Source organism: Pseudomonas sp. 32_A (assembly GCF_017490905.1).
GTDB classification, from domain to species: Bacteria; Pseudomonadota; Gammaproteobacteria; order Pseudomonadales; family Pseudomonadaceae; genus Aquipseudomonas; species Aquipseudomonas inefficax.
Map to the genome: position 1 here is coordinate 1 of NZ_JAFGYI010000033.1, position 18,234 is coordinate 18,234.

The window sequence follows — 18,234 nt, forward strand, 5'->3', positions numbered from 1 at the left end:
TTGACCGAGACACTGGTGTGCCTGAGCGAACAGCGCACGCGGCGGGTGGTGGCGACCTTCCTGCAGATGGTGGAGGAAGGGTTGTAAACCTGTGCCGGCCTCTTCGCGGGTGAACCCGCTCCCACAGGGACCGCACCAGAGCTCAGATTGGCGCAGTACCTGTGGGGGGACCAATACAGGCAGCTCTCACAGGTATTCCACAGCACTCGAGCTCTGTGGAGTATCTGTGGGAGCGGGTTCACCCGCGAAGAGGCCGGCACAGGTTTACAACCCTTCCTCCACCATCTGCAGGAAGGTCGCCACCACCCGCCGCGTGCGCTGTTCGCTCAGGCACACCAGTGTCTCGGTCAAGTGCCGCTGGCAATCGACGATCGGCAACGCGCACACCCGCGCATCCGCACCAAACTCCGCCGCCGACACCACTCCCACACCAATCCCCACCACCACCGCTTCGCGCGCCGCTTCGCGACCTTCCACCTGGATCGCCGGGCGAATCCGCAGCCCGGCCCGTTGCATTTCTTCTTCCAGCGTCTGCCGCGTCACCGACCCGGGCTCGCGCAGCACCAACGGCGTATCGTCCAGGTCCGCCAGGCTGATCGCGCCGCGGCTGGCCCACGGATGCTGGTGGGAGACAAACGCCACCATCGGGTCGCGACGCAGCGGCAGGCAATGCAGCCGCTCATCGTCCACATCCCGCCCCAGCAGGGCCAGGTCGGCCTGGTAGCTGAACAGTCGGGCCAGCGACTCGTCGGTGTTGCCAGTCTCGATCTTTACCTGGATGCCCGGGTAGCGTTGGCAAAAGCGGGCGATCTGCGGCAGTACATGCACCGGCGCGTCCACCGCCAGCACCAGGCTGCCGGTGTGCAGCGCACGCGAATCCTGCAGCAGTTCATGGGCCTCGGCCTCGCAGGCGAAAAGGCGCTGGCTGATGCCCAGCAGGCGCTCGCCGAGGTCGGTGAGCTGCACCGACCGTTTGTTGCGGTGGAACAGCAAGACGCCGAAGCGCTCCTCCAGTTTGCGCACCTGGTCCGACACCGCGGGCTGGGTAAGAAACAGTTTTTCCGCGGCGCGGGTAAAGCTGCCGTGAACCGCCACGGCATGGAAGGCCTTGAGTTGTGCGTGGGAAACCGACATGACGACCTCAGTAACAAGCTGGGCTTATGTGTGAAATACGATAAATCGATTTTATTTATCTTAGCGCAACTGTTTCCATGCATGTCAGCCCGACGCTGGTACCACAAGTGCCGCCAGGGCCATGGCACCCACACGGCGCCATCTGACCCGATGACAGCCTCGTCATCGCTGTGCGTAACACAAGAACAAGACAGGCGTTTCTTCACATTCTGCCGGCACACTTGAGCAAGAGGTCAGACTTACATGAACCAATCCCTAGCCGCGTTCAAACGCTGGCGTATCCAGATTTTCGCCATTACCTGGCTGGCCTACGCCGCCTTCTACTTCACCCGCAAGGCCTTCTCGGTGGCCAAGCTGGGCATCGGTGAAGACCCCAACTTCATGCTCGACAAGGCCGCCATGGCCAACCTCGATGCCATCTACCTGGCCGCCTACGCCGTAGGCCAGTTCACCTGGGGCATGCTTGCCGACCGCTTTGGCCCACGCGTGGTGGTACTTGGCGGCCTGCTGATTTCTGCGGCGGCGGCGGTGGTGATGGGCAGTTACGCCACCTTCCCGATCTTTGCCACCTGCATGCTGGTGCAGGGCCTGGCGCAATCCACCGGCTGGGCCGGGTTGTGCAAGAACATTGGCAGCTTCTTCCCGGCATCGCAGCGTGGGCGGGTGCTGGGCCTGTGGAGTTCCTGCTATGCCTTCGGCGGCCTGGTGGCTTCGCCGTTCGCCGGCTGGTGGGCCTATACCCTGGTCGGTACCTGGCACGCGGCGTTCTTCTCCAGTGCCGCGGTGGTGGCGCTGGTGGCCGTGCTGTTCTTCTTCCTGCAGCGCAACAAGCCTGAAGACGTCGGCCTGCCGGCAGTAGAGCCCGAGCCGCAGAGCATGGCCCCGGCCGGCAACCTGTGCAGCGTGTGGGCGCCGCTGAAGGAGATCATGCGCAACCGCACGGTGCTGACCCTGGGCCTGGCGTACTTCCTGTTGAAACCGGCGCGCTACGCCATCCTGCTGTGGGGGCCGGTGATCGTCTTCGAGCAGATGCCCTCCGTGGGCAAGGTGGGTGCAGCGATCATCCCGACAGCCTTCGAACTGGCTGGGTTGCTCGGCCCGATCATCATCGGCCTGGCCTCCGACAAGCTGTTCGGCGCACGACGCATGCCGGCCTGCGTCATCAGCCTGGTGCTGCTGACCATGGCCCTGGCGGCCTTCATGGCGGCCATGCACACCGGCAGCGTGATCCTGGTGGTGGCCCTGCTGTTCGTCATGGGCCTGACCCTGTACGGGCCGGACTCGATGATCAGTGGCGCCGCGGCCATCGACTTCGGCACCGCCAAGGCCGGCGCCACCGCGGCTGGCTTCGTCAACGGCTGCGGCTCGGTGGGGGCGGTGTTGGGCGGGCTGCTGCCGGGGTACTTCGATGGCGTCACGGTGTTCATCGTGTTCGCCGGCTGCGCGCTGTTCTCTGCACTTGTGCTGCTGCCGCACTGGAACAGCCGCCCGGCCAGCGCTGCGCAAAGCAATGACGTGGCACCGAATACCAGCATGGCAATCAAGCCACTGCGTACCTGAAAGGAAAGCGAGCGAATGAGACCCTTCTGGCTGCAACAGGCCCTGGATTCGGCGCAAGAGGCAGTCTGCCCGCCGCTGCAAGGCGATGCCCGTTGCGATGTGTGTATCGTCGGTGGCGGCTATACCGGCCTGTGGACCGCACTGATGCTCAAGGAAGCGGTGCCGGCCCTGGATATCGTGCTGATCGAGGCCGATATCTGCGGCGCTGGAGCCAGTGGCCGCAATGGTGGCTGTGCGCTGTCCTGGTCGGCCAAGTACTTCACCCTCGAGCGGCTGTTCGGGGTGGCCGAGGCGGTGCGCCTGGTGCGTGAGTCGGAGCGCAGCATCGGTGAAATCGGCACGTTCTGCGCGGCCAATGGCATCGACTGCGACTACCGCCTGGACGGCACGCTGTACACCGCCACCAATGCCGCCCAGGTCGGTGCCACCGATGCGGTGGTGGCCGCACTGGAGCGCAAGGGGATCAATTCGTTCAGCCGCCTGCCGCTGGAACAGGTGCAGCGCCTGGCGGGTTCGGCGCGGCACCTGGAAGGCTGGTTCTCGCCGGCCGCGGCCACAGTGCAACCGGGCAAGCTGGTGCGCGGCCTGCGCCGGGTGGCCTTGCAGCGTGGCGTGCGCATCCATGAGGGCACCGCCATGACCGGCCTGGAGCACGGCACCCCGGTGCAGGTGCGCACGGCCCAAGGCACGGTGCGTGCCGACCGCGTGGTATTGGGCCTGAATGCCTGGATGGCGCGGGCTTTCCCGCAGTTCGAGCGCAGCGTGGCGATTGTTTCCAGCGACATGGTAATTACCGAACCTTGCCCCGAACTGCTGCACCAGATCGGCCTGGACAGCGGTATCAGCGTGCTCGATTCGCGGATATTCGTGCATTACTACCACAACACCTCCGATGGTCGGCTGATGCTCGGCAAGGGCGGCAATACCTTCGCCTATGGCGGGCGCATGCTGCCGGTGTTCGACCAGCCTTCGCCGTACCGGCCGCTGCTGCGTGAAAGCCTGGGCGGGTTTTTCCCGGCGCTGGCCGAGGTGCCGCTGGCGGCCAGCTGGAACGGGCCGTCCGACCGCTCGGTGACCGGTTTGCCGTTCTTTGGCCGGCTGGACGGGCAGGGCAACGTGTTCTATGGCTTTGGTTATTCCGGCAGCGGCGTCGGGCCGTGCCACATGGGGGGGCAGATTCTGTCGTCGCTGGCACTGGGGCTGGACAACCCATGGACCCGTTCGCCGCTGGTCAAGGGGCCGCTGGGGCTGTTCCCGCCCGAGCCGATCCGCTACCTGGGCTCGCTGATGGTGCGTAATGCCATCCGCCGCAAGGAGCGGGCCGAGGACCGTGGGCTGCGGCCGCGGAGGCTGGATGTGCGGCTGGCGCGGTTTGCGGCGGCGGCGGGCAAGGCCGATAAAGGCTGATTTTTTGGGGGCGCTTCGCACCCCTGTCGCGACACAAGGCCGCTCCTACAGGGGGACGCGCAAGCCCAGATTGGCGCGCTTCTTCTGTAGGAGCGGCCTTGTGTCGCGATTGGGTCGCGAAGCGGCCCCAGCGATTTCTTGTCGAACACAGGCCGTAGGGCGTATAAACTGCACCCACTTTTGGCCGGTCGCTTCCTGAACCGGCCGCTGAAACAAGAGAGTCGACATGGGCGCACAGTGGAAAGCCAAACATAAAGAAGCCGCGGCCAACGCCAAAGGCAAGATCATGGGCAAGCTGTCCAAAGAGATCCAGATCGCCGCCAAGTCCGGCGCCGACCCGGACATGAACCCACGCCTGCGCCTGGCCATCGAGCAGGCCAAGAAGGCTTCGATGACCCGCGAGACCCTGGAGCGCGCAATCCGCAAGGGCGCGGGCCTGGACGGCGATGCCGTGCAGTACTCGGCGGTAAGCTACGAAGGCTTCGCCCCGCACCAGGTACCGCTGATCGTCGAGTGCCTGACCGACAACGTCAACCGCACCGTCGCGCAAATTCGCGTGCTGTTCCGCAAGGGCCAGCTGGGTGCCAGCGGTTCGGTGGCCTGGGACTTCAACCATGTCGGCCTGATCGAAGCCACCCCGAACGGTGACGCTGACCCGGAAATGGCAGCCATCGAAGCCGGTGCGCAGGACTTCGAGGAAGGCGACGAAGAGGGTTCGACCCTGTTCATCACCGACACCACCGACCTGGACGCGGTGCAGAAGGCCCTGCCGGAGCATGGCTTCACCGTGACTTCGGCGAAGATCGGCTACACCCCGAAGAACCCGGTGAGCGCGGCCAGCCTGAGTGCCGAAGCGCTGGCCGAGGTGGAAGCGTTCCTCGAGGCGATCGACGAGAACGATGATGTGCAGAACGTTTATGTTGGTCTGACTGACTGATCTGCGTATCCGGGGCCGCTTTGCGGCCCATCGCGACACAAGGCCGCTCCTACAGGGGAACGCATGACCCATGTGGGAGCGGCCTTGTGTCGCGAAACGAGGGCAAAGCCCTCGCCAGCGGTCTGGAGCTGAACCCCGATGAACCCCACCTTCGCCTCCCTCAGCCTCGCCCACCTGCGCACCCTCGACCACCTGCTGCAGCTGAAGAACCTCAGCCATGCCGCCGAGCGCCTGGGCGTCAGCCAGTCTGCCCTCAGCCGCCAGCTGGCCCACCTGCGCGAAGCCTTCGACGACCCGTTGCTGGTTCGCCAGGGCCGTGGTTACGTGCTCAGTGAACACGCCGAAGCCCTGGTCGAACCCCTGCGCCAGGTTCTCGAAGAGCTGCACGCCCTGCGCCAGCCCGCGGTATTCGACCCGGCGCGCTGCGAGCGGCGTTTCTGCCTGGCCGCTTCGGACTACGTGGCCGAGCACATGCTGCCGCTGCTGGTGGCGGCGCTGGAGCGCGAAGCACCGGGCGTATCGCTGGAGTACCGCACCTGGCAGGCCGGCCAGTACGCCTTGCTGGCCAGTGGCGAGATCGACCTGGCCACCACCTTGTTCGACGAGTCGCCACCCAACCTGCACGGTCGGCTGTTGGGCGAGGACCGCGCAGTGTGCCTGATGCGTCACGACCATCCGCTGGCTGCCCACGGCGCACTCAGCCAGGCTGACTACCTGGCGCACAAGCATGTGCGAATTTCCGGCGGTGGCGACAAGGACAGCTTCATCGACCGCCACTTGCGCGCCCAGGGCCTGCAACGGCGGGTCAGCCTGGAAGTGCCGTTCTTCTCGGCCACCGTGCAGGTGATCGCCAACAGCCAAGCGCTGGCCACCGTGCCCGAGCACATCGCCCGGCAGCTGTGCCGCCTGCACGACCTGGCCTGGCGGCCGTTGGGCTTCATCGACCACAGCCAGCGCTACTGGGTGGTATGGCACCAGCGCCTGCAGGCTTCGGCAGAGCACCGCTGGTTGCGCAACCGAGTGTTCGAGCTGTGGCGCCAGTCGCAGTTCGGTGTGCAGGGTGGGCATGCGGGTTTGCCATAGCAGCTATGCGCGAAGCGGGGTTATTCGCCTGCGGATAGGTGCCTAGACTGGGGACATTGTGTTGCCTGTACTGGCCTCTTCGCGGGTGAACCCGCTCCCACAGGACCACCACAGTTTCTGAAAGCTGTGGGGTATCTGTGGGAGCGGGTTCACCCGCGAAGAGGCCAGTACAGCCAGCGAACCACCCACAGGAGACCCCCAGGTGACCCCCGAACAATTCCGCCAGTACGGCCACCAACTGATCGACCTGATCGCCGACTACCGCCAGACCGTGGGCGAGCGCCCGGTCATGGCGCAAGTCGAACCCGGCTACCTCAAGGCCGCGCTGCCCGCTCAAGCCCCCCGGCAAGGCGAGCCTTTCGCAGCGATCCTCGACGACGTCAACCAGCTGGTCATGCCCGGCCTGTCCCATTGGCAGCACCCGGACTTCTACGGTTACTTCCCTTCCAACGGCACCCTCTCGTCGGTCCTCGGTGATTTCCTCAGCACCGGCCTGGGCGTGCTGGGCCTGTCGTGGCAGTCCAGCCCGGCCCTGAGCGAACTGGAGGAAACCACCCTCGACTGGCTGCGTCAGCTGCTCGGCCTGTCTGGCCAATGGAGTGGGGTGATCCAGGACACCGCATCCACCAGCACCCTGGTGGCGCTGATCTGCGCGCGGGAACGCGCCAGCGACTACGCACTGGTCCGCGGCGGCCTGCAAGCCCAGGCCAGGCCGCTGATCGTCTATGTCAGCGCGCACGCCCACAGCTCGGTGGACAAAGCCGCTTTGCTGGCCGGTTTTGGCCGCGACAATATCCGCCTGATCCCGACCGACGAACGCTACGCCCTGCGCCCGGAAGCACTGCAGGCGGCGATCGAGCAGGACCTGGCCGCCGGCAACCAGCCCTGCGCCGTGGTCGCGACCACCGGCACCACCGCCACCACGGCCATCGACCCGCTGCGGCCGATCGGCGAGATCGCCCAGGCCCATGGCCTGTGGCTGCATGTGGACTCGGCCATGGCCGGCTCGGCGATGATCCTGCCGGAATGCCGCTGGATGTGGGACGGCATCGAGCTAGCCGATTCGCTGGTGGTCAACGCGCACAAGTGGCTGGGCGTGGCCTTCGATTGTTCGATCTACTACGTGCGCGACCCGCAGCACCTGATCCGAGTGATGAGCACCAACCCCAGCTACCTGCAGTCGGCGGTGGATGGCGAGGTGAAGAACCTGCGTGACTGGGGTATCCCGCTGGGCCGCCGGTTCCGCGCATTGAAGCTGTGGTTCATGCTGCGCAGCGAGGGCGTCGAGGCCTTGCAGGCACGGCTGCGGCGTGACCTGGACAATGCCCAGTGGCTTGCCGGGCAAATCGGGGCGGCGGCGCAGTGGGAAGTGCTGGCGCCGGTGCAGTTGCAGACATTGTGCATTCGCCATCGGCCGGCGGGGCTGGAAGGGGAGGCGCTGGATGCGCATACCAAGGGCTGGGCCGAACGGCTGAATGCGTCCGGGGATGCCTATGTGACGCCGGCGACGCTGGATGGGCGGTGGATGGTGCGGGTGTCGATTGGCGCGTTGCCGACCGAGCGGGAGCATGTCGAACAGCTTTGGGCGCGCCTGCAGGAAGTGGTCAAGGGCTGAAACTGCCGGGGCCGCGCTGCGGCCCATTCGCGGGCAAGCCCGCTCCCACAGGGACTGCATCGGCCTAAAGCTTGATGCGACCCTGTGGGAGCGGGCTTGCCCGCGAATGGGCTGCAGAGCAGCCCCCTGCAATCGGTCAGTGGCTCACCGCCTGAAAGCTCCCTTTACGGCTAGCCTCATACGCGGTCTTGTCCATCGGCTTGGCATCCGGGTTACCCAGGTCTTCCATCGCCAGGCGATGGGTTTCCGGGGCAATGTACGCTGCCAGGGCGCACACGCAGGTGATGAAGAACGCCAGGCCACCGACCACCAGCGGGATGTTGTCCGAACCTGGCGGGGCAACCAGGGCGAACAGTGCCGGCAGCATGGCGGTCAGCATGGTGCCGATGTTCTGCGCGATGGCCATGGCCGAAACGCGGTAGCGGGTGTGGAACAGCTCTGGGTAGAAGCTTGGGAACACCGCGTTGTAACCCTGGTACACCATGCCCCACATCACGATCGACGAGGCGAACGCCAGCGGTACGTTCTGGATGCTGATCGCGTACAGGTAGACGAAGGCCAGCAGGCCCGAGCCCAGGCAGCCGGCGATCATGGTCGGGCGACGGCCGATCTTGTCGGACAGGTTGCCGACAAACGGAATCACCAGCACCGCGACGATGTTGCCGACTACCGGTATCCACAGGTACACGCTCTTGTCGAAGCCGATGCCATAGGCCGGCTGCACCGCGTAGGCCGCACCGAAGATGGTCGCTACCACAGGGATCACGTTCATCAAAGCCATGAACATCACCAGCACCATGTGCTTCCAGCTGTGGCGGAAGGCCTCGCTGATCGGCGACCTGGCGACTTTGTCCTGCTTCTCTTCTTTCACGAATGCCGGGGTTTCGTGCACTTCCTTACGGATGATGAAACCGGCGATCAGCACGATGGCACTCATCAGGAATGGAATACGCCAGCCCCAGTCGTTGAAGGCTTCGCTGGGCATGAAGTAGGCCAGAGGCAGGAACACCGCCGCCGCCAGCACCTGGCCAGCCTGCACGCCTTGCAGGGTGAAGCTGGCGTAGTAGCCCCGTCGACCGAATGGCGCATGCTCCATGATCATCGAACTGGCACCGGAGATTTCACCGGCCACGGCAAAGCCCTGGACCAGGCGCAGCAGCACCAGCAAGGCCGGGGCGAGCAGGCCGATGTCGTGGTAGGTGGGCAACAGGCCGACAGCCATGGTCGAAAGGCCCATCAGGAACATGCACAGCAGCAGTACGTTCTTGCGGCCGCGGGTGTCACCCCAGTGGCCCAGCACGAAGGCGCCGACCGGGCGCGCCAGGTAACCCACGCCGTAGGTGGCCAGCGAGGCAATGATGGCCATTTTCGGGTCGGTGTTGGGGAAGAAGATCTGCGGGAAAATCAGCGCAGCAGCCTGGGCGTAGATGAAGAAGTCGTAGTACTCGAGTGCCGAGCCTATCCATCCACTGGCGGTCGCTTTCTTGGCTTGAGAGCTGGAGTGAGCCATCGTTGTCTCCGTTGTTATTGTTGTTTGCACAGGTTCCGCTGGAGATTCGCCAAGGCAGGAGGCGAGGGTCGGTGTGCCTGCGTCTGTGGTTCATGTTGACCACGGGCCAGTGGGCTGGCAATTCGCTAAAACCGGTATTGTGCGATAATCGAACGCAAAACTAACCATTCCGTACAAAGAGATTGAAGCGACGACTTTACCTGCGAATAATCGATCGTGCCAGGAACTGTGGTCCTGATTTTCCAGGCCTGGCCCTGGCCTTGACTGCACTGTAATCCTCTAACAACAAGGAACTCCCGCCATGCAGCGTTCGATCGCTACCGTGTCCTTGAGCGGCACCCTGCCGGAAAAGCTCGAAGCCATCGCCGCCGCCGGTTTTGACGGCGTCGAGATCTTCGAAAACGACCTGCTCTATTACGCTGGCAGCCCGCGCCAGGTACGGCAGATGTGCGCAGACCTGGGTATTGCCATCACCCTGTTCCAGCCGTTCCGCGATTTCGAGGGCTGCCGCCGCGACCGCCTGCAGAAAAACCTCGACCGCGCCGAGCGCAAGTTCGACCTGATGCAGGAACTGGGCACCGACCTGGTGCTGGTATGCAGCAACGTCCAGGCCGATGCCCTGGGCGAAGAACAACTGTTGGTCGACGACCTGCGCCTGCTGGCCGAGCACGCCGGCAAGCGCGGCATGCGCATTGGCTACGAAGCCCTGGCCTGGGGCCGCCACGTCAACACCTACCAGCAAGTCTGGAACCTGGTGCGCCAGGCCGACCATCCGGCCCTCGGGGTGATCCTCGACAGCTTCCACACCTTGTCGCTCAAGGGCGACCCGAGCGCGATCCGCGACATCCCTGGCGACAAGATCTTTTTCGTGCAAATGGCTGATGCGCCGATCCTGGCCATGGATGTGCTGGAGTGGAGTCGCCACTTCCGTTGCTTCCCGGGGCAGGGCGAGATGGACATGGCCGGTTTCCTGGCGCCAATTCTTGCCACCGGCTACCGCGGGCCGCTGTCGCTGGAAATCTTCAACGACGGCTTCCGCGCCGCACCGCCCCGGCAGAATGCCGCCGACGGGCTGCGTTCGCTGCTGTACCTCGAAGAACACACCCGCCTGCGCCTGGAGCAGGAAGGTACCTCGATCGAGCCCGGTGTGCTGTTTACACCACCGGCGGCCAGTGCCTATGACGGCGTGGAGTTCCTCGAGTTTGCAGTCGACGAAGCCGTCGGCGCGCGCCTGGGCAGTTGGCTCAAGCGCCTGGGCTTTGCCGAAGCCGGCAAGCACCGCAGCAAAGAAGTGCAGTTGCTGCGCCAGGGCGATATCAACATTGTGCTGAACGCCGAACCCTATTCTTTCGGCCACAACTTCTTCGAGGCCCACGGGCCGTCGCTGTGCGCCACCGCGCTGCGAGTCAAGGACCAGCAAGCCGCCCTGAAGCGCGCCACCGCCTTCCGTGGCCAGCCGTTCCGTGGCCTGGTCGGGCCCAACGAGTGTGAAGTGCCGGCGGTACGTGCGCCAGATGGCAGCCTGCTGTATCTGGTGGAGCAGGGCACTGCCGGCCAGACCCTGTACGACACCGACTTCAGCCTGGACAAGAACGCCAGCGCCAGCGGCGGCCTGCGCCGTATCGACCACATGGCCCTGGCCCTGCCGGCCGAGTCGCTGGACAGCTGGGTGCTGTTCTACAAGAGCCTGTTCGATTTCGCTGCGGACGACGAAGTGGTGCTGCCGGACCCTTATGGCCTGGTCAAGAGCCGCGCCCTGCGTAGCCAGTGCGGTACCCTGCGCCTGCCGCTGAACATCTCGGAAAACCGCAACACCGCCATCGCCCATGCGCTGTCCAGCTATCGCGGTTCGGGCGTGCATCACATCGCCTTCGATTGCGACGACATCTTCCGCGAAGTGGCGCGGGCCAAACTGGCAGGGGTACCGTTGCTGGAGATTCCGCTGAACTACTACGACGACCTGGCGGCGCGTTTCGATTTCGACGACGAGTTCCTCAGCGAACTGGCCTACTACAACGTGCTGTACGACCGCGATGCCCAGGGCGGCGAGCTGTTCCACGTGTACACCGAGCCGTTCGAAGAGCGTTTCTTCTTCGAGATCATCCAGCGCAAGGGGGGGTATGCCGGTTACGGTGCGGCCAACGTCGCGGTGCGCCTGGCGGCCATGGCCAAGGCCCGCAGCGGGGCGGCGCGCAAGCCGGTCCTCTGAACCCGGCGCGGTCCCTGTAGGAGCGGCCTTTTGTCGCGATGGGCCGCAAGGCGGCCCCAGGATTTCAGCGATGCTGCATGAACTTGGGGGCCGCTTTGCGGCCCATCGCGACACAAGGCCGCTCCTGCACCGACCGCGTATGCTTCAAGGCCGCTCAGCCACCAGCAGCAACGACTGCGGCAGCGCGCTCTGCGGGTGCTGTGGCTCCTGCAAGCCGACCAGCCGCAACCCCGCCATGTCCAGCGCATTCAGCCAGCTGGCCAAGGTGCGGAAGTACCACGGCATCACCTGCCAATCCCCGGCGAACCCGGCAAACGACTCCTCCCGCCAGCCATCCTGGTAATCCCCATCCGCCATGCCCCACGGGTGCAGGGTCTGGATCACCAGCGCACCGCCGGGCACCAGCAACGCATTCATCGCCGTCAGCAGCGGGATGATGTCCTGCTGCAACAGGGCGAAGTTGGCACAGATCAGGTCATAGTCCTTGCCGACACAGGCCTGCCCAGCGGCCAGCTTTGCGTAGCTGGCCAGGTGCACCTCGGCGGAGCCCGCAGCGCGCGCGGCATCCACCAGCGCCCGCTCACCGTCCACACCTACCGCCTCCACACCCCGGTCGCCCAGCGCGCGCAGCAGCCAGCCTTCACCACAGCCCAGGTCGAGCACCCGTTCGGGCTGGCGGCCCAGAATGGCCAGCAGGATGGCCTGGTCGGTGACCTGGCGACGGCTCTCGATGCTGCCGCTGCGCACCGCATCGATCCAGGCCTGGGCGTTGTGCTGCCAGCTGTCGAGCAAGGCGTCTTCAGGGTTGCGCATGGTCATCTCCGTTGTGCTCGATTCCGCCTGCGGCCGCCAGAGCGCTCAGCCGGCCGCAGTGCGCTGTCGCTTGATCCGGTACATATCGCCATCGGCATGGCGCAGCAGCATGTCGGCATCGTTGCCGTCTTCGGGGAAACGGGCCACGCCAATGCTGCAGGATGGCGCGCCGATGCCCGCAAACTCGGCGCCGAGTGGCTCGGCCATGGCTGCCAGGATGCGTGCTACCTGCTCGGCAATGGCCTCTGGCGACGCGTAGTCGGTCAGCAGCACGGTGAACTCGTCACCGCCCATCCGCGCCACTGTATCGGTCGCACCTACGCAGCCTTCCAGGCGCCGCGCCAGGGTGCAGAGCACCCGGTCACCCACGCTGTGGCCGTGGTTATCGTTGATGTCCTTGAAGTCATTGATATCGATGAACAGCAACGCAAGCGGTTGGTTGTGATGGCGGGCCGCGGCGAGGGCAGTATCCAGCCGCTCGTTGAACATGGCCCGGTTGGCCAGGCGGGTGAGTGGGTCATGGTGGGCCAGGAAGCGCAGCTCTTCCTCGGCGTGACGCTGGGCGGTGACATCCCGCGCCACACCGATGCGGGCATTGGCCTCATCGGACCAGGAGGCCGCCCACAGGATATGCACGATACCGCCATCCTTGCGGATGTAGCGGTTGCGGAAGTCGTAATGGGGTTGGCCGTTCATCACCCGGACGATTGATGCGCGGGTGATCGCCAGGTCGTCAGGGTGCATGTAGTCGGTGATCGGCGTGCCGATCAGTTCGCAGGCCCGGTAGCCCAGCAGCGCCTCGCAGGCATCGCTGACGAAAACGATCTGGTTGTCCCTGTCGACCACGAACACCGTGTCCAGCATCAGGTGGATCAGCCTGGGGTACAACGCTTGGAGGTCTACGGGCATGGGGCAGGGCGTCCGCGGCGGGGTGACCGATCATAGCCTGAAATGGAACAAATTGCGGTAGGCGCCATATGCCCTACGGGAGCTGAATGAATATGCCGCACCTGTGGGAGCGGGTTCACCCGCGAACACCGGCGAAGCCGGTGCCACCCACCGCGTCGCCTGCTTCGCGGGTAAACCCGCTCCCACAGGGCACCCGGTTTGCTATCAATTGCTTACCACCAGCTCCGGCCCGAGGTAGTCGTTGATCTGCTCGATATCATCATCCCCAAGGTTGCCCACCGATGACGCCAGGCGCAGCCGCGACATCAGGTAGTTGAGCTTGGCCTCGAACAGGTCGTGGCGGGCGTCAAACAGCAGTTCCTCGGCATTGAGCACATCCGAGTTGGTGCTGGTGCCGCCTTCCCTGAAACCCTTGCGGGCCGAAAGCAGCGAGCGTTCGTTGGAGGCCACGGCCTTTTCCAGCGCCTGAATGCGCAAGGCGCCACTCTGCACGCCGCGGTACTCGCGGGTGGTGCCGGAGATCACTTCCTGGCGCGTGGCGTCCAGTTCATCCAGGGCCTTGGAACTGTTGGCGCTGGCCTGGCGGGTGAGGGCGCTGGTGCTGCCACCGCTGTACAGCGGAATGTTCAGCTCCAGCCCGATCGAACTGTAGTGGTTGCGCTGGTTCAGTTCGGAAATCGACTGGCTGCTGCCGGCGGTATAGCCCGCCACGAAATCCAGGGTTGGCCAGTGCCCGGCGCGGGCGCGGTTCACTTCTTCTTCGGCCAGCTCATAGCTGTGCCGGCGCGCATGGATCAACGGGCTGTCGGCCTGGGCCTTGACCAGCCAGTCCTGCAGGTTGCCCGGCATCAGCGGCGGGGTGTTGAAGCCCGGCTGCAAGGTGGTCAGCGACTCCGGCGTTTCACCAATATATTCCTCCAGCTTGCGGCGGGCGTTGACCAGGTTGTCCTGGGCCTCGATCAGGTCGGCCTCGGCCAGGTCGCGACGGGCTACCGACTCGTCGATGTCGGTGATGGTGCCGGCACCCAGCTCCATGCGGCGCTTCGCCGACGCCAATTGCTCTTCGAAGGCATTCAGCTTGGCCTTGGCCAGGGTGATGGTTTCGCTGGCCAGCAGCACGTCGAAGTAAGCCTCGGCCAGGCGCACCGCGGCGTCCTGGCTCTTGGCATCGAACACCGCCACGCTGTAGTCCGCACGCTGCTGGCCCTGACGGTATTCGGCCATCTTCTGCTTGTTGAACAGCGGTTGGCGCAACCGCACGTTGGCGCCCTTGGAGTCATAGTCCAGGTCGCTGTCCCGGCCATTCTGACGTTGGCTGCCATTGACCCTGTTGAAGTAGCCGGCAGCGTTGATCTGCGGCAGCAGGCCGGCCTGGCCGATGGCGCGGTTCTCGCTGCCGGCTTCTTTCTCGTGCACCGCGGCGCGGTAGATCGGGCCCTGGTACTGCAGCAGGTCCCAGGCTTGCTTCAGGTCCATGGCACTGGCCTGTACGGACAACCCCAACAGGCACAACATCAGGCACGGGCGATTCATGTCATTGCTCCTTGAACGAGGCGTCCACGCGTTCGAGCATCGGCTTGAGCAGGTAGCTGAGCAGGTTGCGCTCGCCGGTCTTGATGGTGACGGTGGCCGGCATGCCGGGGCGGATGTGGTTGCTGCCCAGCAAGTCCATGCCGCCCTGCGTCACTTCCACCTGGGCCAGGTAGTACGGCTGCTTGCTCTCTTCGTCCATCAGGCGGTCGGCGGAAATGGTCATGACCCGTCCCGGAATATTCGGCGTCTTCGCATGGTTGAAGGCCGGGAAGGCGAGGTCCACGTCCAGGCCGGGCACCATCTTGTCGATGGCCTGCACCGGGATCATCGCGTCGACCTGCAACGGCTGGTCGAGCGGCACCACCTCCATGATCTTGGCCCCAGGCTGGATGATGCCGCCGACCGTGGCGATGCTCAGGGCCTGGACCATGCCGTCGATCGGCGAGCGAATCACGGTATGGGTCACTTCATAGTCCAGCGCGCGCAGGCGATCGGCCAGGGTGGTGTTCTCCTTGGCGGTATCGGTCAGTTGCGATTCCACTTCCTTGAGGTAGTCGTGCTGGCGTTGCAGGATGCGCAGCTTGATCTCGGTGGCCTGGCTGCGCGCCCGGGCGATGTTGTTGAGGTTTTCGGCCTGGCCGGCGGACAGGTCGGCATTGTTGCGCTCCAGCTCCAGCAGGCGGTTGCGTGGCACATAACCTTCGGCGGCCAGCACGCGTGTACCTTGCAATTCCTGGTTGAGGAAGCCGATCTGCGAGGCGCGGGCGCCGTACACCTGCTGCAGGCCCTTGAGCTGCACCGCCGTGGCGGCCAGGTTTTCCTCGAGGATGCTCAGTTCGCCGGCAAGGCCCGCGCGGCGGGTGTCCAGCAGGCGCTGTTGCAGGTCCATGGCTGCCAGCAGGCGCGGGTCGTTGCCGTAGTGCTTGAGCAGGGCAGGGTCGAAGGTGACCTTGTCGCGGCCATCGCGCTCGGCTTCCAGGCGGTTTTCCACGGTCTTGCTGACGATGTACTGGGCACTGATCGCGCCCTGTTCGGCCACCGCGCGCAGGGCGTCCAGGCGTACCACCTCCTGGCCTTTCTTCACCCTGTCGCCTTCACGCACCAGGATCGCCTCGACCGTGCCGCCGGTCAGGTGCTGCACCGCCTTGCGGTTGCTGGTGACCTTTACCGTGCCGGTGGCGACTACCCCGGCATCCAGTGGCGCCAGGCACGACCACAGCAGGAAACCGCCAAAGCCGGCGATAACCATCCATACGCCCCAGCGTGCCGGCCGGCCCATGTCCAGGTCGATACTGTTGCGGGCCTCGGCAGGAATCAATTCGGTGTGTTGGGTCATCTGCATGATCGATCACTCCCGTACTTTTACCGAGGCCAGCGGCGCTGCGGTCGCCGCCGGGATCACGCTGGCCTTGCGCAGTGCAGCGAACACTTCGTCGCGGCTGCCGAGCATGTGCACGGCACCGTCACGCAGCATCAGCACCTTGTCGACCGCGCACAGCACATTGGGCCGGTGGGAAATCAGGATTACCGTGGCCCCGCGCGCCTTGAGTTCGGCCAGCGCATCGACCAGGGCCTTTTCGCCAACGTCATCGAGGTTGGCGTTGGGCTCGTCCAGCACCACCAGGTTCGGCTCGCCGTACAGCGCACGGGCCAGGGCGATGCGCTGCTTCTGGCCGCCGGACAGCGGGCTGCCGTCGGCGGCCAGGCGGGTGTCGTAACCCTGCGGGAAGCGCAGGATCATGTCGTGCACGCCGCTGCTGCGGGCAGCGCGGATCACCGCTTCGCTGTCCACTTCGGCGAAGCGTGCGATGTTCTCGGCGATGGTGCCCTCGAACAACTCCACGTCCTGCGGCAGGTAGCCGAGCCACGGGCCGAGTTCGGCCTTGTTCCAGGTGAAGATGTCGGCGCCGTCCAGGCGCACCTTGCCGGCCTGGGTCGGCCACACGCCTACCAGCAGGCGGGCGAGGGTGGACTTGCCCGAGGCGGAAGGGCCAATGATGCCCAGGCTTTCACCCGGGACCAGGCTGAAGCTCACCCCGCGCACGATGCTATTGCTGGTGCCGGGGGCGCCGGCAACCACGTTTTCCACGGCCAGCATGCCCATTGGCCGCTGCAGCGACATGCTCGGTGGCCGCTGCGGGTAGTCGTGCAGCAGGTCGTTGAGCCGGCCCCAGGCGGAACGGCAGCCCAGCAGTTGCTTCCATGCGGCAATCACCTGCTCCACCGGGGCCAGGGCGCGGCCGGTGAGGATCGAGCAGGCGATCATCATGCCGGGGGTGATCTTGCCCTCGATCGCCAGCAGTGCGCCGGCACCGAGGATCACCGACTGCAAGGTAATGCGCACGAAACGCCCGGTGCTGCTGATCACCGCAGCACGGTCCGAGGCCAGGGTCTGCATCTGCAGAATGCGCAAGTGGCCCTGGTACCAGCGCTTGCCGATCGCCGGCAGCATGCCCATGGCTTCGATCACTTCGGCATTGCGCAGGTTGTTGTTGGCGTAGCTGGCCGACGACATGGCCGCCTGGTTGGCTTCGGCCAACGGTTTTTGCGTCGCCTTCTCGGTGAGGTAGGCCAGGCCCACCAGGATCAGCGAGCCGATCAGCGTCACCAGCCCCAGCAGTGGATGGATCAGGTAGCAGACCAGCAGGTAGATCGGTGTCCAGGGGGCATCGAAGAAGGCGAACAGGCCGTTGCCGGTCAGAAACTGGCGCACCTGCGCAAGGTCCTGCAGGGCCTGGGCCGGGTTGCCGCCGGCGCGGCTCAGGTTGCGCTCGAAGGCTGCGCTGAAGATGCGCCGGTTGAGGTCCATGTCGAGGAAGTTGCCGACCCGGATCAGTACGCGGGTGCGGACCATCTCCAGGGCCGACATCAGCATGAACAAGCCGATCACCAGCAGGGTAAGCATCGACAGGGTAGTGACATTGCGGCTGACCAGGGCGCGGTCGTACACCTGCAACATATAAATTGCTGGCGTCAACATCATGACGTTTATCACGCCGCTGAAGGCGGCCAGGGCAAAAAAGCTGCGGCGCAGGCGAAACAACACCTCAGCCAGCTCGGAACGGGGGCGTGGCGGCTTGTGCATCGGGAGCCTCCCTTTATCACAATCGGGAAGCCCTTGCGGCGGCCCGTACAGCGGTAGTTGTGGCTTCTGGTCGGCTCGCAGGCGGGTCGCTCTCAGGGCGAATGGTCCAAAACGCTGCGTTGCTCCCACATGCAGCAGCGTAGGTTGCACTGAAACACTCGGTAATATCTTTTCGCTCTATAAAGACTTTGAACTTTTCATAAGTGCCATTAAAAACAGCGAGTTGTATCGCGTTATCAATACCGAACGAATTTTTTGACGGGATATTGACAAGCTTTTCTTCTGCGACTTTAGTCTGATGTATTCGGACCCTCTGCGAGCTGGGGTCGATGCATGTGCGGTGCCTACCTGTATCGCACCGTTTACAAGGTTCCCGCCATTACTGTGGGAGCCGGCTTGCCGGCGATGAGGCCAGTGGCGACAACACAGCACCGTAGTG

Annotated in this window: 13 protein-coding genes; 6 read left to right on the forward strand and 7 right to left on the reverse strand. The window is 64.8% G+C overall.

Going from position 1 to position 18,234, the window contains the following annotated elements; genetic code table 11:
• Positions 1-264 precede the first annotated feature (264 nt).
• Positions 265-1,134, reverse strand: coding sequence for a LysR substrate-binding domain-containing protein (locus tag J5M58_RS18935; RefSeq protein WP_013972053.1), 870 nt, complete (start codon positions 1,132-1,134; stop codon positions 265-267).
• Positions 1,135-1,377: 243 nt separating this feature from the next.
• Here J5M58_RS18935 and J5M58_RS18940 point away from each other — a divergent pair, with 243 nt between their 5' ends.
• The 5 genes from J5M58_RS18940 to J5M58_RS18960 all read left to right on the forward strand — a co-directional run bounded on the left by J5M58_RS18940 (position 1,378) and on the right by J5M58_RS18960 (position 7,736).
• The gene (locus J5M58_RS18940) at positions 1,378-2,694 is read left to right on the forward strand and encodes an MFS transporter (protein WP_112252240.1); all 1,317 of its coding nucleotides are present in this window, start codon (positions 1,378-1,380) and stop codon (positions 2,692-2,694) included.
• 15 nt (positions 2,695-2,709) lie between these two features.
• Positions 2,710-4,101 (forward strand): FAD-dependent oxidoreductase, encoded by a 1,392-nt coding sequence (locus J5M58_RS18945; RefSeq protein WP_112252239.1) that lies wholly within the window; start codon positions 2,710-2,712, stop codon positions 4,099-4,101.
• 226 nt (positions 4,102-4,327) lie between these two features.
• Positions 4,328-5,038, forward strand: coding sequence for a YebC/PmpR family DNA-binding transcriptional regulator (locus J5M58_RS18950; RefSeq protein ID WP_013972055.1), 711 nt, complete (start codon positions 4,328-4,330; stop codon positions 5,036-5,038).
• 138 nt (positions 5,039-5,176) lie between these two features.
• Positions 5,177-6,121: a LysR family transcriptional regulator gene (locus J5M58_RS18955; protein WP_112252238.1), complete on the forward strand. Its 945-nt coding sequence runs from the start codon at positions 5,177-5,179 to the stop codon at positions 6,119-6,121.
• Positions 6,122-6,323: 202 nt separating this feature from the next.
• On the forward strand, positions 6,324-7,736 hold the full coding sequence (locus J5M58_RS18960) for a DOPA decarboxylase (protein WP_207879102.1): 1,413 nt from the start codon (positions 6,324-6,326) through the stop codon (positions 7,734-7,736).
• Between the two features lie 136 nt (positions 7,737-7,872).
• Here the strand turns inward: J5M58_RS18960 and J5M58_RS18965 are convergent, their stop codons facing one another.
• Entirely contained in the window at positions 7,873-9,246 is a 1,374-nt protein-coding gene (locus tag J5M58_RS18965; RefSeq protein WP_207879104.1) for an MFS transporter, read from the reverse strand.
• Positions 9,247-9,547: 301 nt separating this feature from the next.
• Between J5M58_RS18965 and quiC the strand changes: the two genes are divergently transcribed.
• Positions 9,548-11,455 carry a 3-dehydroshikimate dehydratase QuiC gene (gene quiC / locus J5M58_RS18970; RefSeq protein ID WP_207879106.1) on the forward strand — a complete coding sequence of 636 codons (1,908 nt, stop codon included), beginning with the start codon at positions 9,548-9,550 and terminating at the stop codon, positions 11,453-11,455.
• Between the two features lie 144 nt (positions 11,456-11,599).
• On the opposite strand, the gene J5M58_RS18975 is transcribed toward quiC, so the two are convergent.
• The 5 genes from J5M58_RS18975 to J5M58_RS18995 form a co-directional block, all read right to left on the reverse strand.
• Entirely contained in the window at positions 11,600-12,268 is a 669-nt protein-coding gene (locus J5M58_RS18975) for a bifunctional 2-polyprenyl-6-hydroxyphenol methylase/3-demethylubiquinol 3-O-methyltransferase UbiG (protein ID WP_112252234.1), read from the reverse strand.
• A gap of 45 nt (positions 12,269-12,313) precedes the next feature.
• Entirely contained in the window at positions 12,314-13,177 is an 864-nt protein-coding gene (locus J5M58_RS18980; RefSeq protein WP_207879108.1) for a sensor domain-containing diguanylate cyclase, read from the reverse strand.
• 204 nt (positions 13,178-13,381) lie between these two features.
• Positions 13,382-14,710: a TolC family outer membrane protein gene (locus J5M58_RS18985; protein WP_207879110.1), complete on the reverse strand. Its 1,329-nt coding sequence runs from the start codon at positions 14,708-14,710 to the stop codon at positions 13,382-13,384.
• Between the two features lies 1 nt (position 14,711).
• Positions 14,712-16,052, reverse strand: a complete 1,341-nt coding sequence (locus J5M58_RS18990) for an HlyD family type I secretion periplasmic adaptor subunit (protein WP_112252231.1) — start codon at positions 16,050-16,052, stop codon at positions 14,712-14,714.
• A 6-nt stretch (positions 16,053-16,058) separates the two neighbouring features.
• Positions 16,059-17,795, reverse strand: a complete 1,737-nt coding sequence (locus J5M58_RS18995) for a type I secretion system permease/ATPase (protein WP_207879112.1) — start codon at positions 17,793-17,795, stop codon at positions 16,059-16,061.
• Between the last annotated feature and the right edge of the window lie 439 nt (positions 17,796-18,234).